The sequence below is a fragment of the Amycolatopsis taiwanensis DSM 45107 genome (genome assembly GCF_000519205.1).
Lineage (GTDB): Bacteria > Actinomycetota > Actinomycetes > Mycobacteriales > Pseudonocardiaceae > Amycolatopsis_E > Amycolatopsis_E taiwanensis.
The window spans coordinates 21,608-48,263 of the sequence record NZ_JAFB01000038.1 but is presented as its reverse complement, the minus strand read 5'-3'; the positions used below and the strand labels follow the sequence as shown (position 1 = coordinate 48,263).

The following is a 26,656-nucleotide window of genomic DNA, read 5'->3' as shown; positions in this document are numbered from 1 at the left end:
GCGGTAGCGTCGGCGCCATGCGTCCTGTCGATCTCGAACTCCTTGCCGTCCCCGGAACCCCGGCCTTGCACGGTGACTTCCTGCTGGCCGGGCTGACCAACCCCGATCCCGGAACCAACAGCTATCGCGGCACCCTGTGGCAGGTGGGTCTCGACGGCGCGGTCCGGCGCTGGACTCACGGCGAGCGGGACTCCTCTCCCTCGATCTCGCCCGACGGTCGCTGGGTCGCCTTCCTGCGCGCCGACGGACAGAAAGACCGTCCCCAGTTGTACGTGATGCCCACCGGCGGTGGCGACGCGCGCAAGCTCACGGACCTGCCCCTCGGTGCGGGCCGGCCGGTGTGGGCGCCCGACTCGCGGCGGGTCGCGTTCACCGCGCGGATCCCCGAGCCGGGCCGCTACGGGACGCCTGACGAGGGCGGTACCAAGTCCGAGCCCGACGAGGAGGCGCCCCGGCACATCACCAGGCTTGACTACCGGTTGGACAACATCGGCTTCCTGGTCGACCGGCGGCAGCGACTGTTCGTTTTGGACATCCAGGACGAGGCACGGGAGCTCGAACCGCTCACCGACGACCGGGTCGACGTGGCTGACCCCGCGTGGACGCCGGACGGTCGGGCCGTGCTCGTCGTGGCCAAGCGGGACTGGGGTGCCACCGCCACGGAGGAGGCCGACATCTATGCCGTCCCCGCCGAGGGCGGCGAGCCCGTGCTCGCCGTGCGGACCGCGGGTGACGCGGAACATCCCGTGGTCGGCGAGGATGGTGTCGTCTGGTACCTGGGTTCGGAGTTCGTCGGGCCGAACTGGGACGTGCGGAACCCCGGGTTGTGGTCGGCCGTGCTGCCCGCCACCGGCGGCGAGCCCGCGGTGCCGAGGCGGATGACCGAGGCCGAGACGGTGGCGTGTGCACCCGCGGCCGGTGGCCCGGTGCCCTACGGCGACCAGGTGCTGGTGGCCGTGGGGAACCGGGGGAGCGTCGAGTTGCGCGCGGTCCCGCAGGACGCCGACGGTGTCCCGCTGGACAAGCTGTCGCTGGTGACCGGGGAACGCGCGGCGGTGCGTGCCTTCGCCGTGGACGGCGAGCGGATCGTCGCCGTGGTCGCCACGCCGGAGAGCGCGGGCGATGTCGTCGTGGTCGAAAACGGTGGCACCCGGGTGCTCACCGACTGGTCGAAACCGGTCCGGGAGAAGGGAATCCGGCCGGTCGAGGAGCTGTCGGCCACCGCGCCCGATGGCTACCCGGTGCACGGCTGGCTGGTGCGCCCGGAAGGAGAGGGGCCGCATCCGGTGCTGCTCGTCATCCACGGTGGGCCGTTCTCGGCCTACGACTGGGGCCTGTTCGACGAGGCACAGGTGTACGCCTCGGCCGGTTACGCCGTGGTGATGGGCAACCCGCGTGGCTCCTCCGGCTACGGCGAGAGTCACGGCCGCGCGATCGTGCACGGGCTCGGCACGGTCGATGCGGACGACCTGCTGGCACTGCTGGACGCCGCGCTGACCCGCCCGGATCTCGACGCGTCGCGAGTCGGCGTGATGGGCGGCTCCTACGGCGGGTTCATGACCGGCTGGCTGGCCAGTCACCACGGCGAGCGGTTCCGGGCGGCGTGGAGCGAGCGCGCGGTGAACGCGTGGGACTCCTTCACCGGCAGTTCGGACATCGGCTACATGTTCACCGACGCCTACGTCGGATCGGACCTGCAGACTCAACTCGACCGCAGCCCGCTCAGCTACGCCGACCGCATCAAGATCCCGTTCGCCGTGGTGCATTCCGAGCACGACTGGCGCTGCCCGGTGGAGCAGGCGCAGCGCATGTTCGTCGCGCTCAAGCGTGCGGGCACGCCGGTGGAGATGCTGCTCTTCCCCGGTGAAGGGCACGAGCTGAGCCGGTCCGGCCGGCCGCGGCACCGGATCCAGCGCTTCGAAGCCGTGCTCGACTGGTGGAGCCGCCGGCTCTGACGCTCTACTCGAAGGTGTGAAGGTTCGACTCGCGCGCGTGAAATGGGGCGCGCGCGAGTTGAACCTGAACCGCCGTGAGTTGAACACTCCTTTGATGCGGGTTGGACACAGCCGAGCCCGATTGAGGGATTGACACGTGGCGTGACCCCATCTAACTTCGCCGAAGTAATCGATTTCTCGCTCAAGTGCGGAGTCGAGATGGACGAGACGCGTCGTGGCTGAATCGAGCGCTCCGCTGGTCGAGATGATCGGCGTAAGCAAGTCCTTCGGCGGGGTGCAGGCCGTCGCCGGCGCCGACTTCACGGTGCGGGCCGGGGAAGTGCACGCACTGCTGGGCGAGAACGGCGCCGGCAAGTCCACCCTGATGAAGATCCTCTCCGGCGAGGTCGGTGGATATCGGGGCCGGATCCGGATCGGCGGCGAGCCGGTGCGGTTCACCGGACCGGCCGACGCCCAGCGGGCCGGGATCGCGATGATCCACCAGGAGCTGGACCTGGTACCCGCGCTGTCGGTCGCGGAGAACGTGTTCCTCGGGCGGGAGCCCAGGACCCGGTTGGGCGTCGTCGACCGCCGGCGCATGGTGCGCGAGACCGCCGCGCTGATCGAGCGCACCGGGGTGCCCATCGACCCGCGGCGCCCGGTCGAGCAGTTGCGCACCGGCGAACAGCAGCTGGTCACCATCGTCAAGGCGCTTTCCCACGAGGCCCGTCTCCTGATCATGGACGAGCCGACGTCCGCGCTGTCCGCGCGCGAGGTCGACCGGCTGTTCGCGGTGATCGCCGAGCTGCGCCTGGCCGGGGCCGGGATCGTCTACATCTCCCACCGCATGGAGGAGATCGGGCGGGTCGCCGACCGGGCGACGGTGCTGCGCAACGGCGGGGTGGTGGCCGAGTTCGACGCCCGGTCGATGACCGCGGCGCAGGCATCCGAGGCCATGGTCGGGCGCCCGGTGCACCTGATGTTCCGCGCGACCGACGGCGCGGGCGAGGCGGTGGCGGTGACGTCGGGGGCAGCCGACCTGCTCCGGGTGGAGGGTCTGGCGGTGCGGCGGTCGCGGCCGGGCCGCCGCGATCCGGCCGGAATCACGCTTCGGGTTGGGGAAGGGGAGATCGTCGGGCTCGCCGGATTGCTCGGCTCCGGCCGGACCGAACTGCTGGAGACGCTGTACGGGGTGGGCGCGCGGGGACCGTGGGACGGCCGGGTCCTGCTCGGTGGCCGGCCGGTCCGGCCGCGCGGGCCGCGGCAGGCCCTCGAACTCGGCATCGCGTTCGTGCCCGAGGACCGGCGGATCGCCGGGCTGGCCCTGGAGCACTCGGTGCTGGCCAACACCGTGTTATCCATTGTGGACAGGATTGCCCGGCTGGGGCTGGTGTCGTCCAAGCGGGAACGCGGCACGGCACGAACCGCCACCGAGCGGCTGGGGGTGAAGCTCGCGTCGCTCCACGCACCGGTCGGCGCGCTTTCCGGTGGGAACCAGCAGAAAGTGGTGCTCGGTCGCAACCTGCTCACCGAGCCCCGCCTGCTGCTACTGGACGAGCCGACGCGGGGCGTCGACGTCGGCGCCAAGGCGGAGATCTACCGGTTGCTCTGGGAGGCGGCGAGCCAGGGCCTCGGGGTGCTGCTCGCGTCGTCGGAGCCGGCCGAGCTGGTCGGCGTGTGTCATCGGGTAGTCCTCGTGCGGGACGGGCGAAGCGTGCACGAGCTGAATACCAGCGAGGTGTCGGAGGCCGAGGTGCTCGCCGCCGCGATGGGGCAGGGTGCCGTGGAGGGCCTGACCGTGGGAGGTGGGGGTTGAACAACCGCGGAGGGACAGCGATGAACACCAAGCTCGCCGAAGGAGCCCTCGACCGGCGCCGCCAGTTCCTGCCCACCCTGTTCAAGTTCCAGAGCCTGTTCGGCCTTGCCCTGGTGTTCATCGCCGCGGTGTTCTACTCGCCGAGCAAGAACGGGCAACTGCTGTTCCTCGACTCCGGCAACCTGTTCAACGTCGTGCGGTCGATTTCCGAGATCGGCATTCTCGCCGTGGGGATGACCCTGGTGATCCTGATCGGCGGGATCGACCTGTCGGTCGGCTCGGTGCTCGGCCTGGCCAGCGTCGGGTCGGCGTCGTTGCTGGTGAACAACGGTTTCGGGATTGTGCCGGCGGTGCTGAGTGTGCTGGCCATCGGCCTGGCCTTCGGGTTGCTGCAGGGGGTCGCGATCGCGACCTTCGGCATCCAGGCGTTCATCGTGACCCTCGCGGGCATGCAGATCGCGCGCGGGCTGGCCCGGATCTGGTCCGGCGGGCAGGCGATCGCGATCACCTATGGCGACCGGCCGGGCCAGGCACCGCCTGCGTTCTCGTTGCTGGGCGAGCGGACCTTCGACGGCCTGGTCCCGATCCCGGCGCTGATCTTCATCGTGGTCGCCGCGCTGGCCGTGGTGCTGCTGCGGGTCAGCGCGTTTTCGCGGCACGTGTATGCCATCGGCGGCAACGAGAAGGCGGCGCGGCTGTCCGGGGTGCCGGTGACGCGGGTGAAAATCCTGGTGTTCGGCTTCTGCGGGCTGCTGGCGGCGCTGGCCGGCATCGTCCACGCGGGACAGTTGAACTTCGGCGGTCCCAACGACGGCACGGGATACGAACTGGACGCGATCGCCGCCGTCGTGATCGGCGGCACCAGCCTTGCCGGGGGCCGCGGCTCGGTGGCCGGCACGGTCGCGGGCGCCCTGCTCGTCGGTGTGCTTCGCAACATCCTCGGGCTGCGCAACGTCGACTCCAACGTCCAACTGCTCATCATCGGCCTGGTCATCGTCCTGGCCGCGGGCCTGCAACAGTTGCGTCCGGCATCGGTTTCGTGACTTCGCGTCGGATTCACATCAGAGGAGAACTTCAACAACAGCACAGGAGGTGGAGGGGAATGACGATGCGGTCATCCACGGTGGTGGGTGCGGCGCTGGCGGCGTGTGCCGTGATCGCGGCCGGCACGGCGTGCGGCACCACCCACGAGAACGCGGGTACGGGCGGCGGGCAGCAGGCGGCGCCCAGCAAATGTCACGGCCCGGGCGGGAGTTACACGATCGGCATGAGCCAGGCGAACGTGGCCGAGCCGTACCGCCAGCGGATGGACGACGACATTCGCCAGGCCGCCTCGACGGTGCCCCAGTTCACCGTCAAGTTCGCCGATGCCGCACAGGACAACGCGAAGCAGGTCGAGCAGGTGACCAACTTTCTCACCCAGCAGATCGACCTGCTGATCATCAGCCCGAACGAGGCGACGCCGCTCACCGCGGTGGTGAAACAGGCCTACGACAAGGGAATCCCGGTCCTGGTGCTCGACCGCAAGGTGGACGGCGACGCCTACACCGAGTTCATCGGCGCGGACAACGTCGACATCGGCCGACAGGCCGGGCAGTACTTCGCGAACGTGCTGCTGCCGCAGGGCGGGAAGATCGCCGAGTTGCGCGGGCTGGCCGGGTCCACCCCGGCGAAGGAGCGCGCCGACGGGTTCGACCAGGGCATCGCCGGCCACAACATCCAGATCGTCGCCGCCCAGGACGGCGACTGGCTGCAGGACAAGGGCGAGCAGCAGGCGGACGCGATTCTCAAGGCGAACCCCGACATCCAGGCGATCTATTCGCAGAACGACCCGATGGCCGAAGGCGCGCGGATCGCCGCGACCAACGCCGGGCGGCCGGACCTGCCGATCACCGGGATCGACGGGCTGCCCATCGAGGCGGGCGGGATCAAGGCGGTCGAGGCCGGGCGAATCTCTGCCACGTTCGTTTACCCCACCGGTGGAAGGGAGGCGGTCGACGCGGCGAAGAAGCTGCTCATCGACTGCCAGCAGGTGCCGAAAACCGACACCCTGTCGACGAAACTGGTCACCAAGGACAACGCGCCACAGGTCTACGCCGAACTCAACCGCCAATAGCGGTGAGCGGCTTACCCGCGCAGGGTGCTGCCGCGGGTGACCAGCCGCGCCGCGAGGGTGACCGTGTGCGGTGGCGGGGAGGGGTCGCCGATTCTGGCGAAGAGGAGTTTCGCGGCCTGCTCGCCGATTTCGTAGGCGGGCTGGGCCACGACGGTCAACGGCGGGTCGATCAGGGTGGCCCACGCGGCGTCGTCGAAGGTGACGACGCCGATGTCACGGCCGAGACGCAGCTTCGCTTCGCTGAGGGCTTCGAGCACGCCGATTGCCATGGCGCTGTTGGCGATCAGCAGCGCGTCGGGTGGTTCGGGCTCGGCGAGCAACTCGACCGTGGCCTGCTTTCCACCGGCGGCCCAGTACTGTCCGTGGCGGAAGAGTTCCGGACGGTTCGCGGCCCGGATCGCGTCGCGGTAGCCGGCGAGGCGGTCGTTCGCGGTGCGTACCCCGGCGGGTCCGGTCACGCAGCCGATTCTGCGGTATCCGGCGGCGATCAGGTGGTTGGTGGCTTCCCGTGCGGCGAGCCGCGTGTCCACCAGCACCTGATCGCCCGCCGGGAGTGGCCGGTCCACGGCGACGACCGGCGTGCCGCGTTCGTGTAGCCGTTCGACGTTGGACGTCGCGCCGGTAGGGGAGAGGATCACCCCGGCAACCCGTTCCTGGAGCGCCACATCGATGTAGCGACGCTCCTTTTCCGCGCTCTCGTCGGAGTTGCACAGCACCACGGAGTAGCCCTCGGCCTGCGCAACATCCTCGACGCCACGGGCGATCGCGGTGAAGAACGGGTTCTCCACGTCGGCGATGATCAGGGCGAGGACCGCGGTCTCCTGCCGCCGGAGATTGCGGGCCAGGCCGTTGGGGTGGTACCCGAGCTCCTTGGCCGCCGCGCGGACCCGTGTCACCAACGCCGGGTCCACTGTGGACTTACCGTTGAGCGCGCGGGAGACGGTGGCCGTGGACACCCCGGCGCGCCGGGCCACGTCGTTGATGGTCGCCACCTTTTCCTCCTGTTGCCACGCCGGCGGCGCTCGGCGCGACCGAGTGGCGAGCCGGTCTTCGCGCTGGTCGAGCCTCCCGCCGACACGATAGCCCGCCACTTCGGTGTGGGGACCGCTCATCGGCGCACTGGGTCGTATTTGACACCGCTCACTGTCCAGCATAGCGTCTGAGTAATCGATTACTCGACACCCCGGAAGGCAGATACCGTGGCCCGCATCGGCGTGATCAGCATCTCGGACGGACGCGACCATGTGCACGCGCGCAACGCCGGGTTCATTCAGTCCAAACAGGACGCCTTGGTCCGGTCGCTGAGCGCGGCGGGCCATCAGGTGGTGGCCGGCGAGGAACTGGTGGCCACGAACACGCTCGCGACTTCCGTGGCCCGGCAGGTCGCGGCCGCGGGCGTGGACGTGACGATCTTCTACTACGCGGTGTGGAGCTTCCCGCACTTCACCATGCTCGCCGCGGACGCCACCAGCACCCCGCTGGTCCTGGTGGCCAGCACCGATCCCACCGAGCCCGGGCTGGTCGGCATGCTCGCCGCCGGCGGTGCCCTCGACCAGATCGGCCGCACCCACACCCGCCTGTGGGGCGCCCCCGACGATGCCGCGCTGATCGCCGACGTGGGCGTCCAGGCACGGGCCGCCGCCGCGGTGGCGTCGCTGCGCGGTGCCACGTTCGGCCGGTTCGGCGGGCGGCCGATGGGCATGAACACCGCGGTCGCCAACACCGACCAGTGGATGCGCCAGTTCGGCATCGACGTCGAGGAGATCGACCAGTACGAACTCGTGCTCCGCGCCGAGCAGGCCGACGCCGGCGAGGCGGTCAAGGCGCGGGAATGGATCGAAAAGCATGCCGCGGGTGTGCACTACGACGGCAAGAAGCTCACGCCGGAACTGCTGGAGCGGCAGATCCGGTCGTACCTGGCGATCCGCGAGATCATCGAGGAACGCAAGCTCGACTTTTCCGGTATCAAGGGCCAGCCCGAGCTGACCGAGCACTTCGCCACGATGGATGTCACCGAGGCCTTCCTCAACGACCCCTACGACTGGAACGGGCCGAAGCCCGTGCACGTCACCGCCACCGAGGCGGACATGGACGGCGCGCTCACCATGCAGCTGTTCCACAAGATCTCCGGTGACCCGGTGCTCTTCGCCGACGTCCGGCACTACCACGCGGATCGGGACATCTGGGACCTGTGCAACTCGGGCCAGCACGCGACCTGGTACGCGGCGCGCAGCGACGATCCCGCGGAGAACCTCGCCAAGGTCAATCTCTATCCCGAGGTGTTCTTCTTCCCGGCGGGCGGCGCTTCCGTGCAGCACATCGCCGCACCGGGCCGGATGACGCTCGGCCGGCTCACCCGGGAAGCGGGCGAATACCGACTGCAACTGATGCTCGGCGATTTCGAAAGTTACGACGAGGCCACCAACGAAGAGCTGATCCGGCAGTCGACCCCGGAATGGCCGCATGCCTTCGCCCGGCTGGACGTGGACGGGCCGACGTTCCTGTCCCGCTTCGGCGCGAACCACATCCACGCCGTCCCCGGCGACCGGCGCCCGGAGATGCGGGCCGTGGCCAAACTGCTGGGCGTGCGGCTTGAGGAGTGGACCCGCGCCGGCGAGAGCGCTTAAGGAGCCCGGGAATGGCCGCTGATTCCGTGGGCGACGGGCTGCTCCTGGGCATCGACATCGGCACGTCGAGTTCGAAGGGCGTGCTGGTGACGCCGCGAGGCGAGATCCTGGCCCGCGCCTCACGCCCGCACGAAACGTCACACCCGCACCCAGGCTGGGTCGAGCACGACGCGGAAACCGTGTGGTGGCAGGACTTCCTGGCCATCGCGCGCGAGCTGGTGGCCGCCGCCGACGGCCGGCGGCTGGCCGGGCTCGCGGTGAGCGGCATCGGTCCGGTGCTGCTGCCCGCGGACGCCGATGGCCGGCCGCTCCGCCCGGCGATCCTGTATGGAGTGGACACCCGGGCGGAGGCCGAAATCGCCGAGCTGACCGCCGAACTCGGCGCGGAGTCCATTCTGGACCGTGCCGGCACCCCGCTGTCCTCCCAGGCGGTCGGGCCGAAATGGGTGTGGCTCGCCCGCCACGAGCCGGAGGTTTTCGCCCGCACCAGGCTGTTCCTGATGGCCAGTTCGTTCCTGGTACACCGGCTCACCGGCGAGTACGTGCTGGATCATCATTCGGCAAGCCAATGCGACCCGATGTACGACCTGCGCGACGCCCGGTGGGCACCGGACTGGTCGGCGAAGGTGGCGCCGGGGATCGAGTTGCCCCGGCTGCTCTGGCCCACCGAGGTGGCCGGCCGGGTGACCGCCGCGGCGGCACGGGAAACCGGCCTGCCCCAAGGACTACCGGTCACCACCGGGACCGTGGACGCGTGGGCGGAGGCGGCCAGCGTCGGCGTCGCCGACCCGGGGGACACGATGGTCATGTACGGCACCACGATGTTCCTCGTGCAGGTGCTCGCCGACCCACGGCCCCACCCCGGCCTGTGGACCACCCGCGGCGCCTTCCCGGGCACGTTTTCGCTGGCGGCGGGCATGGCCACGTCCGGTGCCATCACCAGTTGGCTGCGCGAGTTGGTCGGCGGCGATTTCGCCGATCTCCTCCGCCGGGCCGCCGAGGTGCCGGCGGGCAGCCGGGGATTGTTGCTGCTGCCGTACTTCGCCGGCGAGCGCACCCCGCTGTTCGATCCCGACGCCCGCGGGATCATCGCCGGCCTGACCACCGGTCACGGGCTGGGGGAGCTGTATCGGGCGACCCTGGAGGGAATCGCCTACGGCGTTCGGCACAACCTGGAGGTCATGCACGCCTCGGGTGGGCGGGCCAAACGACTGGTCGCGGTCGGCGGGGGGACGCAGGGCGGACTGTGGACCCAGATCGTGACCGACGTGACCGGCCAGGAGCAGCAGGTGCCGGCCGAGACGATCGGCGCCGCGCTGGGCGACGCGTTGCTCGCCGCGGTCGCCACCGGAGCAGAACCCGATGTCGCGGCGTGGAACCCGGTGTCCGCCACGGTCCGGCCGGATCCGGCGCGCACGGCCGTCTATGACGAGTTCTATCGCCGTTACCGCGCGCTTTATCCGGCCACCGTGGACATCACGCATTTCTTGGCCGATCAGCACAAGCAGGCCGAGGGGAGATCGTAAACTGGCCGACCATGGAGCCGTCAGGTCAGGGTTGGACGCAGATCGGTGAACTCCTGCTCGCGCTCGTGCTGTGTTCGCTGATCGGGCTGGAACGCGAACTCAAGCAGAAGAGCGCCGGGTTGCGCACGCACACCCTCGTCGGTGTCGGTGCCGCGCTGTTTCTCCTGGTCAGCAAGTACGGTTTCACCGACGTGCTCACCGAGGGCCGGATCGTGCTGGACCCCTCCCGGGTGGCGGCGCAGATCGTGTCCGGGATCGGGTTCATCGGCGGCGGGCTGATCTTCGTGCGGCGGGACATCGTGCGCGGTCTCACCACGGCGGCCGTGGTGTGGATGAGCGTGGCCGTGGGGTGCGCTTGCGCCGCCGGCCTGCCGCTGCTCGCGCTGGTGGTCACGGCGGCCCATTTCCTGGTCGTTTACGGCTACCCGCCGCTGGTTCGCCTGCTGACCCGCACCCGCCCGGCCACCGCGGCCGTCCGGGTGACCTACCGGGACGGCGAGGGGGTGCTGCGGACGATCCTCGAACTGGCCACCCGTTCCGGATACTCCGTCGAGCAGGCCGTCACCCACCGTCAGATACTCGACCGCGACGACGACGAGGAAGACGGGCACAGCGGAGGCTACGTCAGGTTCCGCTCGCTGATCGACCTGCGCCTGCGGCTGCTTGGCCCGAGGCAGGTCAACGACCTGCTGACGGCGCTCGCAGGGCAGTCCGGGGTCATCTCCGTGGAGACCGGGGACATCGACGACGCGAGCGAATAGCGGGCCTTCACGGGAGGGCCTCGGGTAATTGCGGCGCACGTCGTCCGAAACTCCCTTATTACCCCACACGGGTGAAAGAATCGCCACAGGATTCGCACTGGTAACGATTCGCCCTCGGCTCTCGAGTAACCGTTGAAGACGAGGAAAGGTCGTGTGGCCGCGGTGGACTCCACACCGGAGCGAAGGCTTCGTCACGGTTCTGTAGCACTGATCGCCGGCCTTGGCGTAGTGCTGGCTGTCGGTCTCGTCTTCGGTGTGCTCACCACGCATCGGACGAGCGTGGCGCAGGGCCCGCCGGCCGGTATGCCGGCGGCCGGGCCGGTCACCCCCGCGCCCGCACCCCCGGTCACCCATTCCGTCCAGTACGAGCTCAGCGGGGGCCGCGCCCTCAACATCACCTATGTCGTCCAGGATTCCAACATCGCGCAGGTCGCCGAGGCGGATGGCCCATGGTCGGCATCGTTGAGCTGGCAGATCCCCGCGCACAGCGGGCAGTTCTACAGCCTCTCCGCCGAGGACAGGGGGCAGGGAACGCTGAAGTGCCGGATCACGGTCGACGGGACGCTGCTCGCGGAACAGACCGTCGCCACACCCGGGGGTGTGGTCCGGTGCTTCGTCGCTGCCGGTTTGATCGCCGGGGGATAGCCTGGTTGGCATGACCGTTGCCGACTTGGTGATCGACGGATTCGGCCGGATCCGTGAATCGGTGCATGACGCCGTCCAGGGGCTGAGCGTGGACCAGCTCGCCGAACGCGTTGCCCCACAAGCGAATTCGATCGCCTGGCTGGTGTGGCACCTGACCCGGGTCCAGGACGATCACCTCGCCGACCTGGCCGGAACCGAGCAGGTGTGGACGACGCGTGGCTTCCATGAGCGGTTCGCGCTTCCGCTCGATCCGGCAGACACCGGGTACGGGCACTCCTCGGCGACAGTGGCCACGGTCCGCGCCCCCGCGGACCTGCTGACCGAGTATCACGACGCTGTGCACGCGCAGACCGTCGCCTGGCTCGACGGCCTCGAGGAATCCCAACTCGACCGCATCGTGGACGAGGGGTGGGACCCGCCCGTGTCCCTGGGGGTCCGGCTGGTGAGCGTGCTCGACGATGACATGCAGCACGCTGGGCAAGCCGCCTTCATCCGCGGGATCCTCGACCAGCGGTAAGGGACCGGGGGCCATCACGCTGTGGCGGGCATCCGGCTGCCGTGCAGCGCGTTCCAGTATTCCGTCAGCCGCTCGGCGCCGCGGCTCGTCACGAGGCCGAGGTAGCCGTCCGGGCGGACCAGCATCAGGGTGCCCTCCGCCGCGTCATACCCGGCCCGGATGTGTCCGTCGCTGTCCACCACCGCGTTGCGGTCGGCGAGTTGACCGGGCTGGACCACGGTGAATGCGCGCAGGGCAGGGCCGAACCGTCCGGCGAGGTCCGCGACCGTGCCGGCGTGCTCCGCGCCGAAGGCGAGCAGAGTCCAGTGTGGACCGTGGAAGAGGTCGAACAGCCGCACCGGCCGGCCGTCCGGCGTGCTCGCGGGGGCATCCGGCGCGCGGTCGCCGGCGCTGAGCGTGCCGGGTTCCTTGCGGTCGTCGCGGGAGAGTGGACCGCCGCGGTAGTTCAGCGTGAGCCCGTACAGCTCCGGGCCGCGCACGTGCGCGTCTTCATCGCCGCGCTTGTGTTTCTCCAACAGGGCCGTGCTGAGGTCCAGCGCGGTGCGGGCCGCCGCCAGCCGTTCCGTTTCGTAACTGTCCAGGAGGTCGTCGGCGGTACCGGACAGTGCGGCGGCGAGTTTCCAACCGAGGTTATAGGCGTCCTGGACGCCCGTGTTCATGCCCTGGCCGCCGGTCGGTGGGTGTACGTGCCCGGCGTCACCGGCCAGAAAGACCCGGCCGTCCCGGAAGCGCTCGGCCAGCCGGGTGTTCGCCCGCCAGGTGGTGCACCAGGTGACCTCGCGCACCACGATGTCTTCCCGGCCCGACGACTCGGTGATTTGCCGTTGCAGGTAGCCGAGGACGGGCTCGTCCGAGTCCTCCGGAGGCGTCGCCGCCACGACGAACAGTTCGGTCCCGGACAACGGCATCACTGAGACGGCGCCCTCGCCCGTCGGCCAGATCCGGCCGTGGTCGTGACTGAGGCCGTCCACTCGTGCGTCCGCGAACAGCATCGTGGTGCCCTCGTCGGTCTCGCCGGGAAAGGCGATACCGAGGTGCTTGCGCACCGTGCTGTGCCCGCCGTCCGCGCCCACCAGGTACCGGGCGCGCACGGTCTCGGGGACGCCGTTGGCGACCAGCGTCGCGGTCACACCGTCGGCGTCCTGGGTGAAGTCGGTCAACTCGGTCGACAGCTCGACCTGCCCGCCAAGTTCGGCGAGCCGCTCGCGGAGGATCTCCTCGGTGCGGAACTGGGGCACGAACCAGGGGTTCGGGTACGGCATGGACGGGGTCGGTTCGACGGGCTCGGCCATCCGGCCCTCCCAGACGACCTCGTTTCCCCGGTAGGCGCGCATCACCGTGCCGAGATCACCGGCGGCCAGCATCGGGTCGATCACCCCGAGATCGGCGAAGACCTCCATGGTCCGCGGCTGGATGCCGTCGGCGCGCGATCCGCCGAAGAAGCCCTCGGCCCGGTCGATGATGCGGAATTCGATGCCGCGAACGGCGAGTTCACAGGCCAGGGTGAGCCCGGTCGGGCCGCCTCCGGCGATCACCACGTCGATCTCTCTCATCCTGGGCTCCTGTTCTTCGTATCTTGTACCAAACTATCGTACGATGTACGAATAACTTAACGGTACAGTGTACGAGTGGCAAGCGTGGAAGGGGCGGCACTGATCTGGACCCGGCCGGAGCCCGGTTCTCGCCGGCCGAAGTTCACCCGTGACCAGATCGCGTCGACCGCGCTGACGATCGCGGACACCGAGGGGTTCGCCGCGGTGTCGATGCGCCGCGTCGCCAGCGAACTGGGCGCCGGCACCATGACGCTCTACTACTACGTGCGTACGAAAGACGAGTTGGTCGCGCTGATGGACGACGCGATCATGGCCGAGGTGCTGATCCCCGGCGACGAGTTCCCGGCCCACTGGTACGACGCCCTCACCGCGGTCGCGCTGAGTACCTGGGATGTGCTGATGCGCCACCCATGGGCCCTCCATTCCCTTCAGAACGCGCCGCACGGCCCCAACGCCATGCGTCATTTCGAACAGTCACTCGCCGCGATCGCCGACACTGGCCTGGACGCCCCCGAAAAATTCGCGCTGCTCGGCCTCGTGGATGACTATGTGCGCGGCAACGTGCTGCGCTCGGCCGAGATGGGCGTCGCCCCAGATGACAAGGAGTTCGAAGCGGCCGAGCGGTTCGTCGAAAGTCAGTTCGCCACCGGGCAGTTTCCGCATACCCAGGCGCTGTTCGCTGGCGAGGATCGGCAGGAGGTGTTTCACCGGCTCGTCGGCGACACATCCGAACGCGACAGGTTTCGCCACGGCCTGTCCGTGCTGCTGGCAGGTGTGGCGACCACGATGAACCTCGACCTGCCTGACCGATGAGCACCCAGGTTCACGGCATGGCACGATGTAGCACAGCTGGTAGACTGCCTTAATGACGGCCAAGCCTGAAATTACCCAGCGTGACCTGCGGAGCCGATCGCGAGAGATCATGGATGCCGTTGAGCATGGGGAGTCGTTCACCGTCACGCGGGATGGTCATGAGATCGCGGAGTTGATCCCGCTACGTAGGCGCCCTCGATTCGTCTCACGACAACAGTTTGCGGCGATGTCGCGCAATGCGCCCGGCATTGACATCGAGACTTTCCGTGCAGACCAGGACGCCGCTGCGGATCACGAAATGATTAGCCCGTATGACCGGTGACCGACACACGCAGGGGCTGCTCGACACCAACATCGTGATCCTTCGCAGGTGGGTGAATCCCACTGAGTTGCCTGATGAGATGGCAATCAGCGCGATCACGCTGGCCGAGTTGTCGGCTGGACCACACGAGGTCCGGAGCGCGCAAGAACAGAGTTCGTATGACGAGCACGCTGAACGTGCTAGACGTCTTGAAATCCTGCAACGAGCTGAGAACGAGTTCGATCCGATTCCCTTCGATGCTGAAGCCGCGCGTATTTACGGTCGCGTCAGTGCCGCCGTCGTCGGTGTTGGCCGCAAGCCCCGGCGTCGTATTGCTGACCTGATGATCGCCTCGATCGCCATCGCGGAGAGGCTCCCGCTGTTCACCACGAATCCTAAGGATTTCGACGGCCTCGACGATTTGCTGACGATCGTGCCGGTCAATCGGCCCATGCTGCCGCATGAGCGTTGAGCGCTCGCCAGTGCGGCGCGGAAATCCGGGGATCAGTTGCAGTCTCGGTCGAGAGCCTTCAGCCGCTCAGCGGTTCGCCGCCTATCAGGCACTCCTTGGCGACGCGTTCGACGGCCGCGTCCTGCCCAGCGAGGCAGGCCAACTCCAACCTGCCCCGTTCTTCCGCGATGTCGTCGGCACGTCCCACAGCGTTGTCACCGCACACCTCGTTGATCAACAAGGGCACCCCAGACTACGCGCCAGAGATGCGATCCTGGCCTTTCTCGGGGAGCGGCTCCACGGACGCTCCACAACCCGAACCGCACTGATCCAGGGTTAGGAAGGGCGCCTGCGTACGAGTCGGGCGATCGGTTCGGCTTCGGCTGCGGGCTGTGCTGTCGTAACCTGGTCTGGCCAGTGCAAGATCGGGTGTGCCCGTTGCGGGAGAATACGGTGGAGTCGAGTGCTGAACCGGTCGTACGGGATGCAGGACACGACGATGTGGCGGCAATCCGCCGGTTCGGTGAGGCGCACATTCGGCCGCACTACGCCCCGCTGATCGGCGCCGCCGCGGCGGACGAGCAGGTCCGCAGTTGGTGGAACGAGGCGCACATCGGCGCAGCCGTGGCCGGCGGTCTGGTAGTCGTCGCCGACGCCGACGGGCACCTTGTCGGCGTCGGGCAGCGCGGTCGAAGCGGTGGCGACCACGTGGTGTACAAGCTCTACGTTCACCCCCGGCATCGCGGCAACGGGCTGGGCCCGCGGCTGCTCGATGCCCTCATCAGGCAGTTGCCCGCTGACGCTGATCGGCTGTATATCGAACATTTCGTAGCCAACGAGCGCGCGGGTGCGTTCTACGAACGTGAGGGCTTCACCGTGGAAAAGGTCGAGCCAAGCCCCACCGGTGACCCCGCACTCGGGGTGGTGTGGCGCGTACGCCCACTGGCTACGTTCGCCAAGACACCTGGACGAGCCTGACGCCGCGCTGCCTCCACCTGCGGATCGCTTTGCAGCAGAAACGGTGCCCGGCAGCACTCCCCACCGGGCGGCCGGTTGCCTGGTCGTATTCGGTTGCATTCAGCCCGGTTGGAAGAACTCGAGCATCCTCCGGCCGGCGTCCGGCGACATCAGCAATTTCTGCATGTCCGCGGACATCCGGGCGGCAGCGCCGGTACGTTCGAACATCTCGCGTTCGTATTCTTTGACGGCGGCGGGATAGTCGTCCGGGTGCGCGGCCAGCGCGAGACCGAGCAGTGCGCCGTCGAGCAGCGCCATGTTGGCGCCTTCCCCCACCGGCGGCATCAGGTGCGCGGCGTCGCCGAGCAGCGTGACGCTTGATGCCGATGGCCACGTCAGACCGACCGGGAGAGTGGTGAGCGACCGCGGCACGATCGTGTCGTCGCAGGCTGCGATCAGCGCGGTGAACCGGGTGTCCCAGCCGGCAAACAGCTCGATCAGCCGCGCTCGGGCGGCGGCCGGGTCGTCGAACGGGATCCCGCTGGTGGCGAACCAGTCCTCGGCGGTGTTGTAGAAGTTGAGGCCGATGCGTACGCGGCCGTCGCCGTTGCGCTGCGCGGCCAGGGATTGTCCGTTGCCGAGCACCCAGTAGTTGCCGCGCCCGACCATCGCCGCGAGGTCGGGGTGGGTGCGGTCGATGTCGGAAATGCTGAGTTCGACGACGTTCTGGCCGATGTGCGCGGGTCGGGCGTCGGTCAGCAGTGCACGGACTCGGGAGTTCGCGCCATCCGCGCCGACCAGCAGGTCATACGTCGCACTGCTGCCGTCGGCGAAATACAGGAGGCCGTTGTCGGCGCATTTGAACGCGTGCCCCCAGCGCACCACATCTTCGGGGAGGGAATCCAGCAGCAGGTTGCGCAGATCGGCGCGGTCGACCTCGGGTCGCTCAAGCGGTGCGTCGTCGGGCGTGTCCTCCTGGAGCAGCAGGGTGCCGTCCGGCTCCAGAAGTCGCATGTCCTGGCCTTCACCACGGGCAATCGCGTAGAACTGGTCGATCAGACCGGCCTCGCGCAGCGCCCGCTGGCCGGAGTGGATGTCGAGCATGCCGCCCTGACCGCGCGCACCGCGTGACGGTTCACGTTCATACACGACGGCGTCGATGCCGTTCACGTGCAGCACCCGCGCAAGGGCCAAGCCACCCAAGCCGGCTCCGACAATCGCGATGGTCATAGCTATCCTCGATTCACTGTATTGGTCAATACACTGTATCGCACTGGGCGCTGTATTGTCGTCGGCATGTTGGTGTGGGAGCGGCCGGAGCCGCCGGATCGACCGGTACTGGCCCCGCTGAGCCGGGAGCGGATCGTACGAGCGGCGATCCGGCTGGCCGACGCGGACGGCCTGGCGGCGGTGTCCCTGCGCAAGGTCGCTGCTGCGCTGGACGTCGGGCCGATGCGGCTGTACGGCTACATCGCCACCAAGGAGGAGTTGCTCGACCTGATGGTCGATGCGGTTCACGCCGAGATCCGGCCGGCCGGAGACAGTTGGCGAGAGGTGCTGCGCTCCCTCGCCGAAGCCATCCGGCGGGCCGCTCACCGGCACGAATGGTTCGCCGACCTGATCGGCGGGCGGCCCCAGCTAGGGCCGAACACGCTGGCCAGCGGGGAGGCTGTAGCGGCCGGGATGAGCGGCATCGACCTGGACACCGTCGTGCCGGCGATCGCCGCGGTCAACGCGTACGTGATCGGCGCGGTGCGCCGGGAAATCACCGAGCGGCGCGCCGAGCGGGCCTCCGGGATGGACCAGAAGCAGTGGCAGGCCACCTTCGGGCCTTATCTGCGGCGGACCTTCGCCACCGGCCGGTTCCCCGCGCTGGCCACGGTCGTCCACGATGGCCCCCACCCGGACGCCGACCAAACCTTCCGGACCGGCCTCGACTTCCTCCTCGACGGCATCGAAGCCCGCATCTCAAGCTGACGCGCGGCCGAGCGCCGCCCGTGGCACCAGCGGGGGATCCACCGCAAACGGGGCCGCCTACTTGGTAGGCAGCCCCGTTCGGGAAGGTCTTCAGCTCACCAACCCCGCTCCCGCCACTCCGGGATCTTCGGCCGCTCGGCGCCGAGGGTGGAATCGTCCCCGTGACCAGGGTAAAACCACGTGTCGTCCGGCAGCGTGCCGAACACCCTCTCCTCCAGGTCGTCCATCAGGCTGGTGAAGTCCTTGGGATTTGTCGTCCGCCCAGGACCGCCTGGGAACAACGAGTCGCCGGTGAACAGGTGTGGTGGCCCGGACGGATCCCGGTACAGCAGGGCGATCGAGCCCGGGGTGTGCCCGCGCAGGTGGATCACTTCGAGGGTGCAGTCGCCGACTGAGAGGGTGTCCCCCTGCTCGACGAGGAAGTCCGGCGGCACCGGCAGCGGCCCGGCGTCGTCGGGGTGGGCGGCGGTGTTGGCCCCGTTCGCGCCGGCGACCGCGCCCAGTGCCTGCCAGTGGTCGCCGTGCTGGTGCGTCGTCACGATGGTGCGCAACGCCGGCCGGTCCGGTCCGTGGCCGACGAGATCGGAGATGCGGTCCGGGTCCGCGGCGGCGTCGATCAGCAGCGCTTCGTTCTGGGCGCGGCACACCAGCAGGTAGGTGTTGTTGTCCATCGGCCCGACGGACAGCTTGGTGATGGTCAGCGCCTCCAGGGTCCGGCGCGCGGCGTCACCGCCGGGTTCGACATGCCCGGTGTAGTCATCCACTACGTCCACTCGTCACACGGTAGTCGGTGTGCTCCGCACCGTTCCACCCGTTCCTCGCCGCCCCGGATCCGTGACGTAGCCTCGGTCGAGTCCCCGATCCGATCTTGCAGGAAGACTGTGCCCAGGTCCGACTCTCCCGCGAACAAGCCCAGACGCATCAGTTGGGACGCCGTCCGAGTCGTCGCGGTGTTCTCGGTGATGCTCGGACACATCACTCACCAGGGGCCGCTCGCGCACCCCGAACTCGACGACTATCCCTTCCGCATCACGGCGCAGTACGGCGCCGCCGGGCTGATGGTCGTCTCCGGATTTTTCGTGTGCCAGACGATCCGCCGTGGACACACCCGTCGGTGGTTGTGGCGCAAGGTCGCTCGCCTTTTGCCGCCGTACCTGGCCGCCGTCGTAGCCACCTACCTGGTCATGCGGATGGCGGGCGCGGCGTTCAACGGACAGGGCTTCGGCGAAGGCTGGTGGGACCTGCTGTTCGGGCCCACCTCCGACGGCCAGGCCTGGATATCGTCCTGGTACGTGCCGGTGGGCTGGGACCTGCTAGTCAACGTGTTCATGATCCAGGGCTGGCACAACGGCTTCATCTGGCTGGACGGCTCGTACTGGACGCTGCCCGTGCAGCTGATGATCTTCGCCGGGGCTGCCCTGCTCTGGTCGCGGGCGCGCCGGCTGTGCACCGGCCGCGGGGTCGAATGGCTGGCCTGGGCGATGATCGCCGGGCCGCTGGTGCTGCGGTTCTGGATCCTCGGCGTGTACAACCCGTCGCCGTGGGCCTTCGCGCTCGTCAACGGTTTCGGCTTACACCGGATGCACGCCTTCGCCGCCGGTATCGGCATCTGGCTGTGGTCCCGCGACCGGATCGGCGGGCGACACCTGGCGTTGCTGCTCGTGGCCGCGGTCTGCGCCCAGGACCTGCACCTTTACCCGGAACACGTGGCGCTGCCCGGGGATCCCGCGCGCCTGCCCTCGGACCTCGGCTTTGCTGCGATGCTCATCACAATTTGTGCTGCGGCAAAGGGGCCCGACTGGACCTTCCTGCGCCCGATCGCGCCGTTGATCACCTGGCTCGCCGGCATTTCCTACGGCGTTTACCTACTTCACCAGGAACTCGGTTACCTGCTGGCGAAGGCCCTGCTCGACGCCGGGTTCACCGGCTGGACACGGCTTCCGATCGTGATCGTTGCGGCGGTCGGCCTCGGCTGGCTGCTCACCGAGGCGGTGGAACGGCCGGCCTTCCGGCGGCTCACCACCGGGCGCCGAGCCTCCGCGACGCCGGCTGCCCGCGGACCCCAGGACGATTTCCTCCCGGGCCGGCCGGGTCCGGCGCACATTTCTGTCGGTGACCGGTCCTAGCATGGGGATCGGCCGGAGGTGTCCGGCCACCAGCGTCATCGCAACGTGAGTGCGTGGGGTGATCCGGCATGAGCGGATCGTGCTGCGAGAATGGGGAGGCGGGCCGCCTGCCCGCCGCGCCGCCCGCCGGCCGTACGGGTCAGGATGTGACCATCGCGCTCGTGCCCGCGTTCGGGGATGACGCTGCTGACAAAGACCAGCGAAGGGACCTTGGCGTGGCTGATCGCCTCGTTGTTCGCGGCGCTCGTGAGCACAATCTGCGCGGCGTCGATCTCGACCTGCCCCGGGACAGCATGATCGTGTTCACCGGCCTGTCCGGCTCCGGGAAGTCGAGCCTTGCCTTCGACACGATCTTCGCCGAGGGCCAGCGCCGTTACGTGGAATCGCTGTCGGCATACGCCCGGCAGTTCCTGGGGCAGATGGACAAGCCGGACGTGGACTTCATCGAAGGGCTGTCCCCGGCGGTCTCCATCGACCAGAAGTCCACCTCCCGTAACCCGCGTTCCACGGTCGGCACCATCACCGAGGTCTACGACTACCTTCGCCTGCTCTACGCGCGCGCCGGCTCGCCGCACTGTCCACAGTGTGGCGAACCGATCAGCAAGCAGACCCCGCAGCAGATCGTCGATCAGGTGCTCGAAATGGAACCGGGCACCCGGTTCCAGGTGCTCGCGCCGATCGTGCGCGGCCGCAAGGGCGAGTACCTCGACCTGTTCGCCAACCTGCAGCAGCAGGGCTATTCGCGGGCCCGGGTGGACGGGCACGTGCACCAGCTCACCGACCCGCCGAAGCTCAAGAAACAGGAGAAGCACGACATCGCCGTCGTGGTGGACCGGCTGACCGTCAAGCCCGCGTCCAAGCAGCGGCTCACCGATTCGGTGGAGACCGCGCTCCGGCTCGCCGACGGGCTGGTCGAGCTGGAGTTCGTCGACCTGCCCGAGCACGACCCGCACCGCACCCGCGGCTTCTCCGAGAACCTGGCCTGCCCCAACGGCCATCCGCTCACCATCGAAGACCTCGAACCACGGTCGTTCTCGTTCAACTCCCCCTACGGCGCCTGCCCGGAGTGCACCGGCATCGGCGTGCGCAAGGAGGTCGACCCGGAGCTGGTGGTGCCGGATGACGAGCTGTCCCTCGCCGATGGCGCCATCGCGCCGTGGGCGGGCGGGCAGAGCGCCGAATACTTCCAGCGCCTGCTGGAATCGTTGGCCGAGACGATCGGCTTCCGGATGGACACGCCGTGGCGGCGACTGCCCGCCAAGGCACAGAAGGCGATCCTGCACGGCATCGACGAGCAGGTGCACGTCCGCTACCGCAACCGCTATGGCCGCCAGCGGTCCTACTACGCCAACTTCGAGGGCGTGATCCCGTTCCTGGAGCGCCGCCAGGAGCAGACCGAGTCGGAATACATGCGGGAGCGCTACGAGGGTTACATGCGGGAGGTGCCCTGTCCGGCCTGTCAGGGCAGCCGGCTCAAGCCGGAGATCCTCGCGGTCACCCTCGAACACGGCGAGTACGGCCAGCGGTCCATCGCCGAGGTGTCCGCGCTGTCCATCGAGGAAGCCTCGGAGTTCCTGGACGGCCTGCGGCTCGGCCCGCGCGAGCAGATGATCGCGGGCGCGGTGCTCAAGGAGATCCAGGCCCGGCTGCGGTTCCTGCTCGACGTCGGGCTGAACTACCTCTCGCTCGACCGGGCCTCGGGCACCCTCTCCGGTGGGGAGGCGCAGCGCATCCGGCTGGCCACCCAGATCGGCTCGGGCCTGGTCGGCGTCCTCTATGTGCTCGACGAGCCGTCCATCGGCCTGCACCAGCGGGACAACCACCGGCTGATCGAGACGTTGACCCGGCTGCGCGACCTCGGCAACACGTTGATCGTCGTCGAACACGACGAGGACACCATCCGCGCCAGCGACTGGGTGGTCGACATCGGACCCGGCGCGGGCGAGCACGGCGGGAAAATCGTCCACAGCGGACCGTTCAGGAAACTGTTGCGCAGCAAGGGGTCGCTGACCGGCGAGTACCTGTCCGGCCGCAAGGTCATCGCCGTGCCACCGATCCGCCGGCCGGCGGATCGCAAGCGCCAGCTCACCGTGGTCGGCGCCCGCGAGCACAACCTGCGCGGGGTGGACGTGTCCTTCCCGCTCGGCTGCCTGATCTCGGTAACCGGCGTGTCCGGCTCCGGCAAGTCGACCCTGGTCAACGACATCCTGGCGACCGTGCTGGCCAACAAGCTAAACGGCGCGCGCCAGGTGCCCGGGCGGCATACCCGGGTGCGGGGGCTGGACCTGGTGGACAAGCTCGTCCGTGTCGACCAGTCGCCGATCGGCCGCACGCCCCGGTCCAACCCGGCCACCTACACCGGGGTGTGGGACCACGTGCGCAAGCTGTTCGCGGCGACCACCGAGGCGAAGGTCCGGGGCTACCAGCCGGGCCGGTTCTCGTTCAACGTCAAGGGCGGCCGCTGCGAGGCCTGCGCCGGTGACGGCACCATCAAGATCGAAATGAACTTCCTGCCGGACGTATACGTACCTTGCGAAGTGTGTAAGGGAGCGCGCTACAACCGGGAAACGCTCGAAGTGCATTACAAGGGCAAGACGGTCTCCGAGGTGCTCGACATGCCGATCGAGGAGGCCGCCGAGTTCTTCGAGCCGATCAAGGCGATCCACCGGCATCTGCAGACGCTGGTGGACGTCGGGCTCGGGTATGTCCGGCTCGGGCAGCCCGCGCCGACCTTGTCGGGCGGCGAGGCGCAGCGGGTCAAGCTCGCCAGCGAACTGCAGAAGCGGTCCACGGGCAAGACGGTCTACGTGCTCGACGAGCCGACCACCGGCCTGCACTTCGAGGACATCCGCAAGCTGCTCGGCGTGATCAACGGCCTGGTCGACAAGGGCAACACGGTGATCGTCATCGAGCACAACCTGGACGTGATCAAGACTTCGGACTGGATCATCGACATGGGCCCGGAGGGTGGTTCCGGCGGCGGCACCGTCGTCGCCGAGGGCACTCCCGAGCACGTCGTGACGGTCGAAGGGAGCTATACGGGTCAGTTCCTGAAACCCGTGCTGGCGGGGTGAGCCCCCATTGCGTCTGAACACCTATCAGTTCCGGGACAGCTGGTTCATCGCCGCACCAGCGCCATCGGTTTTCGACGCGGTGACCGATCTGGCCCGCTACCCGCAGTGGTGGCCGGACGTCCGTTCGGTTCGCCGGATCGACGACGAGACGGCGGAACTGATCTGCCGGGCGACCCTGCCCTATGACCTGGTGTTGCAGATGCGCCGCGCGGAACAGGACGCGCCGGCCGGCCGGCTGCGCGTTCACCTCACCGGTGACCTGGAAGGTTCACTGGCGGCACTGGTGCACCGGCACCCTGCCGGCACCCGGCTGGACATAACCCAGCGCGTGGTGGCCATGAAACCGTTGCTGCGCCGCCTGCCGGTGGCGCGCCCGCTGTTCCGCGCCAACCACGCGCTCATGATGCGCCGCGGGCAAACCGGCCTCCGGCGTTTTCTGGGCCCGCCCGTGGCGGCGCGGTGAGCACTCGTGCCAGGGCGGGCGCCAGCCGGTCGGCGCCGCCCCGGCGGGGGAGAGCGAACGTGTGATGGCAGCTTGGTAACTGCTGCGCCGAGCGGGCTTGACACCCGTTACGATCTGCGGCTATGAGCCAGCCATACCAGCAGCAACAACAGCCACAACGCTTCCCGATCCTATTGTCGACTATGAACGATGTGCCCGGTTATCGCGTAGTTCGCGTCTTCGGTGAAGTCTTCGGGCTGACCGTGCGCAGCCGGAACATGTTTTCGAACATGGGCGCCGGTTTCAAGGCATTGGCGGGCGGTGAGCTGAAGGGCCTGTCGAAGCTGCTCTCCGACTCGCGCTACGAGGCTCTCGGCCGCCTGGCGCAGGAGGCGATGCAGTTCGGTGCCAACGCGGTGGTCGCACTGCGGTTCGACTGCAACGAGATCGCGAACACCGCCAGCGAGATCGCGGCCTACGGAACGGCGGTGTATCTGGTGCCGGAGAACGCCGACGGTCAGCAGGCTGCCGCGCAGTACTCGCAGGCGCAGGCCCAGGGGCAGGGGCAGGGGCAGTACCAGCAGACCCAGGGGCAGTACCAAGGGCAGTAGCGTCGGGCCTGGATGGGCTGGACAAGATAGAACGGCCGGGCAGCGTGCGCGCCCGGCCGTTTCCGTCTATCCATAGTGGACGTTCTTAGAAGTAGGTGCGAACGAACCCCGTCACGATCTCGCCGTCGACGAGCGGAATGAGCGACCACTTGTCGAACACGGTGCAGGGATGGGAAAGCCCGAGACCGACCCAGTCGCCGACCTCGAGTGGCGAGTCGCCGGGCAGCGCGACGAAGGCGTGCTGGTCGTTGAGCTTGGTGGCCGTGTGCCCGGCCAGCTTCAGCGTCCTGCCGTCGCGCCGGTACCACTGGGGTTCAGGTAAGCCGTCGTCGAAGGACGCGTCGCGCTTGCCGAGCGTGAGCAACGCGAGATCCGTTGTAGGTTTCGACGTCACCTGTGCCCAGGCTCGCAGTGCGGAACGAAATGACGATGTGCTTTCGACGCGGGGATGCTCGCCGAGCGGTGAGACCCGGCGGTAGTAGCCGTCGTCGTGGGTCAGGTAGGCGCCGCTGCGCAGGACGGGCACCACCGGGAACTCAGTCGGCCAGCCGGTGGTGAGTTCCTCGGCGATGTGGTCGAAGAAAGCGCTACCACCCGCCGTGACGATTACCTCGCCGCTCTCGAACGAGCCGCTCAGGCCGATGGCAAGCTCGCGCAGGCGTCGCGCATAGGAGGCTACGGTGTCGAACGAGCTTTGGCCGGCGTCGTGGGCGAGCGCACCTTCATAACCTCCGACCCCGGCGAGCCGCAGCACGGGGCTGTCCCGGATCGCGGCGGCGACCGCCCGTGCGGTCGCCTCGTCGCGGACTCCGGTGCGGCCGCCCTCACCGCCCAGTTCGATCAGGACGTCCACCGGCCGGGGGGCGTCCAGCAGCGCTCGGGTCATCAGCTCCACCGCGCGCACCGAATCGACCCAGCAACTGAACTCGAACCGCGGGTCCGCGGCCAGTTCGGTGGACAGCCAGCGCAACGCGGCCGGGTCGACGAGCTGGTTCGCGAACAGGATCCGGGAGACGCCGAAGGCCCGGTACACCCGCAGCTGGGCGGCGTTCGCACAGGTGATGCCCCAGGCGCCGTGCTCGATCTGCCTGGCGAAAAGCTGGGGCGCCATGGTCGTCTTGCCGTGGGGCGCGAGCCGGACGCCGTGGGCGGTGCACCAGGCCGACATGGTGCGCAGGTTGTGGTCGAGCGCGTCGGCTTCCAGCACCACGATCGGTCCGGTGAACCCGTCGCCGAACAGGTTCGGCCGGCGCGTGGCGGCTTCGTTGACGGTCAGGCCCCACAGCGACGGAGGGATGGCCTTGAACCGCCAGTCCAGTCGCTCCTCGCCGATCGAGGCCAGTGCGGCCGGGTCCAGAAAGCACTTGGACAAGGTCATCGGCGGCTCCGTTGCGTTCTGGGCTGATCGCACATGGTAAGAGCACAGAGGTAGCATCGTCACCCGTGCGGGTCACGGCAGCGATCATAAGACAGCGCCTTGACCGCGGCCCGGAGATGCTCGCCACTCCTGACTTCATCCGTTGCATCGACGGGCGGGGTACGGATACCGGCCGCCGTGTCGCTCGCCGGCCGCCGCCGCACACGCGTTCGTCCAGAGTGGACGGACCGGAAGCGTTAGAGGAAAGGCGATATCCATGACCAGAGTGGCCGTCAGCACCGACCGCGCGCCCAAGCCGCCGGCCAACTTCGCGCAGGGCTCCCGCAAGGGGAACCTGCTCCAGGTCGCCGGGCAGGTCGCGTTCGACCCGGACACCGGCAAGATCGTCGGGAAAACCGTGGCCGAGCAGGCCCGGCAGACGTTCCGGAACATCGAGGCCGTGCTCGCCGCCGCCGGCTCCAGCTTCGACGACGTGATCATGGTCCGCGTTTATCTCACCGACACGACCCAGTTCGCCGAGTTCAACGAGGTGTACAACGCGCTGGTGAAGGAGCCCTACCCGGCCCGCACCACCGTCTACGTCGGACTCCCGGAAGGGATTCTCCTCGAAGTCGACGCCCTCGCCGTGCTCGACTGAACTCGGGAACGGGCAGCCGGGGGAGTCAGTACACCGGCCCGGTGTATTTCTCGCCGGGGCCCTGACCGGGCGGATCGGGAACGGCCGAAGCCTCACGGAAGGCCTTCTGTAGCGATTGCAGCCCATCGCGCAGCGGGCCGGCGTGGAGCCCGAGGTACTCCGCGGACGCGTTGACCAGGCCGGCCAGCGCGGTGATCAGGCGCCGGGCCTCGTCGAGGTCGCGGTGCGGGCTGGTGTCCGGGTCGTCGGCGGCCAGCCCGAGCCGCTCCGCCGCGGCCGACATCAGCATCACCGCCGCCCGGCTGATCACCTCGACGCTCGGAATATCCTCCAGCGACCGCACACCCGGGGAATTTTCCGGTGTTTCGGCAGCGTTGGATTCATTGTCTGGCAC

At 68.7% G+C, this 26,656-nt stretch carries 26 protein-coding genes; 19 read left to right on the top strand and 7 right to left on the bottom strand.

The window, feature by feature from the left end; all coding sequences use genetic code 11:
• Positions 1–17: 17 nt before the first annotated feature.
• The 4 genes from A3CU_RS0127535 to A3CU_RS0127520 all read left to right on the top strand — a co-directional run bounded on the left by A3CU_RS0127535 (position 18) and on the right by A3CU_RS0127520 (position 5,866).
• Positions 18–1,955 (top strand): S9 family peptidase, encoded by a 1,938-nt coding sequence (locus tag A3CU_RS0127535; RefSeq protein WP_027945012.1) that lies wholly within the window; start codon positions 18–20, stop codon positions 1,953–1,955.
• A 244-nt stretch (positions 1,956–2,199) separates the two neighbouring features.
• Positions 2,200–3,750 (top strand): sugar ABC transporter ATP-binding protein, encoded by a 1,551-nt coding sequence (locus A3CU_RS46885; RefSeq protein ID WP_043842747.1) that lies wholly within the window; start codon positions 2,200–2,202, stop codon positions 3,748–3,750.
• Between the two features lie 20 nt (positions 3,751–3,770).
• A complete protein-coding gene (locus A3CU_RS46880) occupies positions 3,771–4,793 on the top strand; it encodes an ABC transporter permease (protein ID WP_052372261.1) in 1,023 nt (340 codons plus the stop codon).
• 59 nt (positions 4,794–4,852) lie between these two features.
• Positions 4,853–5,866: a substrate-binding domain-containing protein gene (locus tag A3CU_RS0127520; RefSeq protein ID WP_027945011.1), complete on the top strand. Its 1,014-nt coding sequence runs from the start codon at positions 4,853–4,855 to the stop codon at positions 5,864–5,866.
• 11 nt (positions 5,867–5,877) lie between these two features.
• Here A3CU_RS0127520 and A3CU_RS0127515 read toward each other — a convergent pair whose 3' ends face one another.
• A complete protein-coding gene (locus A3CU_RS0127515) occupies positions 5,878–6,858 on the bottom strand; it encodes a LacI family DNA-binding transcriptional regulator (protein WP_027945010.1) in 981 nt (326 codons plus the stop codon).
• A 207-nt stretch (positions 6,859–7,065) separates the two neighbouring features.
• Between A3CU_RS0127515 and A3CU_RS0127510 the strand changes: the two genes are divergently transcribed.
• From A3CU_RS0127510 to A3CU_RS0127490, 5 genes are all read left to right on the top strand, one after another.
• On the top strand, positions 7,066–8,493 hold the full coding sequence (locus A3CU_RS0127510; protein WP_027945009.1) for an L-fucose/L-arabinose isomerase family protein: 1,428 nt from the start codon (positions 7,066–7,068) through the stop codon (positions 8,491–8,493).
• Positions 8,494–8,504: 11 nt separating this feature from the next.
• Entirely contained in the window at positions 8,505–10,019 is a 1,515-nt protein-coding gene (locus A3CU_RS0127505; RefSeq protein WP_043842724.1) for an FGGY-family carbohydrate kinase, read from the top strand.
• An 11-nt stretch (positions 10,020–10,030) separates the two neighbouring features.
• On the top strand, positions 10,031–10,780 hold the full coding sequence (locus tag A3CU_RS0127500; protein WP_027945007.1) for an MgtC/SapB family protein: 750 nt from the start codon (positions 10,031–10,033) through the stop codon (positions 10,778–10,780).
• Between the two features lie 153 nt (positions 10,781–10,933).
• On the top strand, positions 10,934–11,425 hold the full coding sequence (locus A3CU_RS46875; RefSeq protein WP_052372260.1) for an MmpS family transport accessory protein: 492 nt from the start codon (positions 10,934–10,936) through the stop codon (positions 11,423–11,425).
• 10 nt (positions 11,426–11,435) lie between these two features.
• Entirely contained in the window at positions 11,436–11,942 is a 507-nt protein-coding gene (locus A3CU_RS0127490) for a mycothiol transferase (RefSeq protein WP_027945006.1), read from the top strand.
• A 14-nt stretch (positions 11,943–11,956) separates the two neighbouring features.
• On the opposite strand, the gene A3CU_RS46870 is transcribed toward A3CU_RS0127490, so the two are convergent.
• The gene (locus A3CU_RS46870; RefSeq protein WP_052372258.1) at positions 11,957–13,495 is read right to left on the bottom strand and encodes an FAD-dependent monooxygenase; all 1,539 of its coding nucleotides are present in this window, start codon (positions 13,493–13,495) and stop codon (positions 11,957–11,959) included.
• Positions 13,496–13,570: 75 nt separating this feature from the next.
• Here A3CU_RS46870 and A3CU_RS46865 point away from each other — a divergent pair, with 75 nt between their 5' ends.
• From A3CU_RS46865 to A3CU_RS0127470, 3 genes are read left to right on the top strand one after another with little or no spacing between them, the layout of a single operon-like run.
• The gene (locus tag A3CU_RS46865; protein WP_043842722.1) at positions 13,571–14,308 is read left to right on the top strand and encodes a TetR/AcrR family transcriptional regulator; all 738 of its coding nucleotides are present in this window, start codon (positions 13,571–13,573) and stop codon (positions 14,306–14,308) included.
• Between the two features lie 52 nt (positions 14,309–14,360).
• Entirely contained in the window at positions 14,361–14,630 is a 270-nt protein-coding gene (locus A3CU_RS0127475) for a type II toxin-antitoxin system Phd/YefM family antitoxin (RefSeq protein ID WP_027945005.1), read from the top strand.
• Positions 14,620–15,081 carry a type II toxin-antitoxin system VapC family toxin gene (locus A3CU_RS0127470; protein WP_027945004.1) on the top strand — a complete coding sequence of 154 codons (462 nt, stop codon included), beginning with the start codon at positions 14,620–14,622 and terminating at the stop codon, positions 15,079–15,081. The genes A3CU_RS0127475 and A3CU_RS0127470 overlap by 11 nt, the downstream gene beginning before the upstream one ends.
• 58 nt (positions 15,082–15,139) lie before the next feature.
• Here the strand turns inward: A3CU_RS0127470 and A3CU_RS52780 are convergent, their stop codons facing one another.
• Positions 15,140–15,298: a hypothetical protein gene (locus A3CU_RS52780; RefSeq protein WP_156960575.1), complete on the bottom strand. Its 159-nt coding sequence runs from the start codon at positions 15,296–15,298 to the stop codon at positions 15,140–15,142.
• Between the two features lie 215 nt (positions 15,299–15,513).
• Between A3CU_RS52780 and A3CU_RS0127460 the strand changes: the two genes are divergently transcribed.
• Positions 15,514–16,038, top strand: coding sequence for a GNAT family N-acetyltransferase (locus A3CU_RS0127460; RefSeq protein WP_027945003.1), 525 nt, complete (start codon positions 15,514–15,516; stop codon positions 16,036–16,038).
• A gap of 99 nt (positions 16,039–16,137) precedes the next feature.
• Here A3CU_RS0127460 and A3CU_RS0127455 read toward each other — a convergent pair whose 3' ends face one another.
• Positions 16,138–17,247 carry an FAD-dependent oxidoreductase gene (locus tag A3CU_RS0127455; RefSeq protein WP_027945002.1) on the bottom strand — a complete coding sequence of 370 codons (1,110 nt, stop codon included), beginning with the start codon at positions 17,245–17,247 and terminating at the stop codon, positions 16,138–16,140.
• A 66-nt stretch (positions 17,248–17,313) separates the two neighbouring features.
• On the opposite strand from A3CU_RS0127455, the gene A3CU_RS0127450 reads away from it, so the two are divergent.
• On the top strand, positions 17,314–17,994 hold the full coding sequence (locus tag A3CU_RS0127450) for a TetR/AcrR family transcriptional regulator (RefSeq protein WP_027945001.1): 681 nt from the start codon (positions 17,314–17,316) through the stop codon (positions 17,992–17,994).
• A 95-nt stretch (positions 17,995–18,089) separates the two neighbouring features.
• On the opposite strand, the gene A3CU_RS0127445 is transcribed toward A3CU_RS0127450, so the two are convergent.
• On the bottom strand, positions 18,090–18,767 hold the full coding sequence (locus A3CU_RS0127445) for an MBL fold metallo-hydrolase (protein WP_027945000.1): 678 nt from the start codon (positions 18,765–18,767) through the stop codon (positions 18,090–18,092).
• Between the two features lie 108 nt (positions 18,768–18,875).
• Between A3CU_RS0127445 and A3CU_RS0127440 the strand changes: the two genes are divergently transcribed.
• The 4 genes from A3CU_RS0127440 (at position 18,876) to A3CU_RS46860 (ending at position 24,247) form a co-directional block, all read left to right on the top strand.
• On the top strand, positions 18,876–20,120 hold the full coding sequence (locus tag A3CU_RS0127440; RefSeq protein ID WP_027944999.1) for an acyltransferase family protein: 1,245 nt from the start codon (positions 18,876–18,878) through the stop codon (positions 20,118–20,120).
• Between the two features lie 215 nt (positions 20,121–20,335).
• The gene (gene uvrA / locus A3CU_RS0127435) at positions 20,336–23,194 is read left to right on the top strand and encodes an excinuclease ABC subunit UvrA (protein ID WP_027944998.1); all 2,859 of its coding nucleotides are present in this window, start codon (positions 20,336–20,338) and stop codon (positions 23,192–23,194) included.
• A 7-nt stretch (positions 23,195–23,201) separates the two neighbouring features.
• Positions 23,202–23,657 carry an SRPBCC family protein gene (locus A3CU_RS0127430; protein ID WP_027944997.1) on the top strand — a complete coding sequence of 152 codons (456 nt, stop codon included), beginning with the start codon at positions 23,202–23,204 and terminating at the stop codon, positions 23,655–23,657.
• Positions 23,658–23,779: 122 nt separating this feature from the next.
• The gene (locus tag A3CU_RS46860; RefSeq protein ID WP_027944996.1) at positions 23,780–24,247 is read left to right on the top strand and encodes a YbjQ family protein; all 468 of its coding nucleotides are present in this window, start codon (positions 23,780–23,782) and stop codon (positions 24,245–24,247) included.
• A gap of 85 nt (positions 24,248–24,332) precedes the next feature.
• Here the strand turns inward: A3CU_RS46860 and A3CU_RS0127420 are convergent, their stop codons facing one another.
• On the bottom strand, positions 24,333–25,625 hold the full coding sequence (locus tag A3CU_RS0127420; RefSeq protein ID WP_043842719.1) for an amino acid deaminase: 1,293 nt from the start codon (positions 25,623–25,625) through the stop codon (positions 24,333–24,335).
• 256 nt (positions 25,626–25,881) lie between these two features.
• Between A3CU_RS0127420 and A3CU_RS0127415 the strand changes: the two genes are divergently transcribed.
• Complete coding sequence (locus tag A3CU_RS0127415; protein ID WP_027944994.1) at positions 25,882–26,262, top strand: RidA family protein; 381 nt, start codon at positions 25,882–25,884, stop codon at positions 26,260–26,262.
• 25 nt (positions 26,263–26,287) lie between these two features.
• Here the strand turns inward: A3CU_RS0127415 and A3CU_RS0127410 are convergent, their stop codons facing one another.
• Positions 26,288–26,656 carry a DUF1844 domain-containing protein gene (locus tag A3CU_RS0127410; RefSeq protein ID WP_027944993.1) on the bottom strand — a complete coding sequence of 123 codons (369 nt, stop codon included), beginning with the start codon at positions 26,654–26,656 and terminating at the stop codon, positions 26,288–26,290.

Excerpts from the sequence above, each read along its gene's own strand:
- A3CU_RS0127535 (WP_027945012.1), top strand. The coding sequence starts at position 18 with ATGCGTCCTGTCGATCTCGAACTCCTTGCCGTCCCCGGAACCCCGGCC.
- A3CU_RS46885 (WP_043842747.1), top strand. The coding sequence starts at position 2,200 with ATGATCGGCGTAAGCAAGTCCTTCGGCGGGGTGCAGGCCGTCGCCGGC.
- A3CU_RS46880 (WP_052372261.1), top strand. The coding sequence starts at position 3,771 with ATGAACACCAAGCTCGCCGAAGGAGCCCTCGACCGGCGCCGCCAGTTC.
- A3CU_RS0127520 (WP_027945011.1), top strand. The coding sequence starts at position 4,853 with ATGACGATGCGGTCATCCACGGTGGTGGGTGCGGCGCTGGCGGCGTGT.
- A3CU_RS0127505 (WP_043842724.1), top strand. The coding sequence starts at position 8,505 with ATGGCCGCTGATTCCGTGGGCGACGGGCTGCTCCTGGGCATCGACATC.
- A3CU_RS0127500 (WP_027945007.1), top strand. The coding sequence starts at position 10,031 with ATGGAGCCGTCAGGTCAGGGTTGGACGCAGATCGGTGAACTCCTGCTC.
- A3CU_RS0127490 (WP_027945006.1), top strand. The coding sequence starts at position 11,436 with ATGACCGTTGCCGACTTGGTGATCGACGGATTCGGCCGGATCCGTGAA.
- A3CU_RS46870 (WP_052372258.1), bottom strand. The coding sequence starts at position 13,495 with ATGAGAGAGATCGACGTGGTGATCGCCGGAGGCGGCCCGACCGGGCTC.
- A3CU_RS0127475 (WP_027945005.1), top strand. The coding sequence starts at position 14,361 with ATGACGGCCAAGCCTGAAATTACCCAGCGTGACCTGCGGAGCCGATCG.
- A3CU_RS0127470 (WP_027945004.1), top strand. The coding sequence starts at position 14,620 with ATGACCGGTGACCGACACACGCAGGGGCTGCTCGACACCAACATCGTG.
- A3CU_RS0127455 (WP_027945002.1), bottom strand. The coding sequence starts at position 17,247 with ATGACCATCGCGATTGTCGGAGCCGGCTTGGGTGGCTTGGCCCTTGCG.
- A3CU_RS0127450 (WP_027945001.1), top strand. The coding sequence starts at position 17,314 with ATGTTGGTGTGGGAGCGGCCGGAGCCGCCGGATCGACCGGTACTGGCC.
- A3CU_RS46860 (WP_027944996.1), top strand. The coding sequence starts at position 23,780 with ATGAGCCAGCCATACCAGCAGCAACAACAGCCACAACGCTTCCCGATC.
- A3CU_RS0127420 (WP_043842719.1), bottom strand. The coding sequence starts at position 25,625 with ATGACCTTGTCCAAGTGCTTTCTGGACCCGGCCGCACTGGCCTCGATC.
- A3CU_RS0127415 (WP_027944994.1), top strand. The coding sequence starts at position 25,882 with ATGACCAGAGTGGCCGTCAGCACCGACCGCGCGCCCAAGCCGCCGGCC.